We start from the raw sequence: 888 nt of genomic DNA on the forward strand, positions 1-888 counted from the left end.
ATTCGACCGTTTGACATTTTTAGCTCCTAGCTTCTGTTTTCAGATAGCGTTAACTATCTGGGTATACTTTCTCTTTATATTCGCACAAATCTTCAATAATGCAGCTTCCACAGCGAGGCTTTCTCGCTAAACAAGTGTAGCGACCATGAAGAATTAACCAGTGGTGTACATCGAGTTTGAACTCTTTTGGTACCACTTTTAATAGTTTTTGTTCGACATCATCTACCGTTTTTCCCATCGCAAACTTAGTACGATTTGAAACGCGATAAATGTGCGTGTCGACGGCAATGGTTGGCCAACCAAATGCGGTGTTGAGCACGACATTGGCGGTCTTACGGCCGACTCCTGGAAGAGCTTCAAGAGCGGCTCGATCTTCTGGTACTTCGCCATTATGTTTTTCTAATAAGATCTTACAGGTTTTGATGGTGTTTTCTGCTTTTGAGTTAAACAGGCCAATAGTTTTGATGTATTCCTTCAAACCATCGACACCCAAATCGAGAATACTTTGTGGCGTATTCGCAACGGGGAAGAGTTTGTCAGTGGCTTTGTTGACACTGACATCGGTCGCTTGCGCTGAAAGTAGCACAGCGATGAGTAACTCAAATGGAGAGCTCCAGTTCAGTTCCGTTTCAGGATTGGGGTTGTTTTCTCTTAATCGTTCAAGAATTTCTATTCTTTTTTCTTTGTTCATTGCTGACTTCCAAACCCGTCTTTGCGGTTTATGAAAAAGGCCCTACGAGTGGTAGAGCCTTGATTTTAGAATTCTTATATTATGCGTTAGTTACGCGAGCACGCTCAATGGCCGGTTTTTCTTCTTTCGGCTGACGAGCCTGAATTGAGCTGTCGATAACATTTTTCAACGCAATCAAAAGTCCTACACCGATGAAA

General features: G+C 42.6%; 1 protein-coding gene and 1 pseudogene. Both read right to left on the reverse strand.

The genetic code is table 11. From position 1 onward, the window contains the following. Positions 1-49: 49 nt before the first annotated feature. Positions 50-691: an endonuclease III gene (nth, locus tag R8N47_RS24200; RefSeq protein ID WP_021484873.1), complete on the reverse strand. Its 642-nt coding sequence runs from the start codon at positions 689-691 to the stop codon at positions 50-52. A gap of 79 nt (positions 692-770) precedes the next feature. Then, positions 771-888 (reverse strand): annotated as a pseudogene (locus R8N47_RS24205) (electron transport complex subunit RsxE); the annotation flags it as partial.

The organism is Vibrio sp. 2132-1 (genome assembly GCF_033344315.1).

Bases quoted from the DNA above. Each gene is read 5' to 3' on its own strand.
- nth (WP_021484873.1), bottom strand. From the start codon at position 691: ATGAACAAAGAAAAAAGAATAGAAATTCTTGAACGATTAAGAGAAAAC.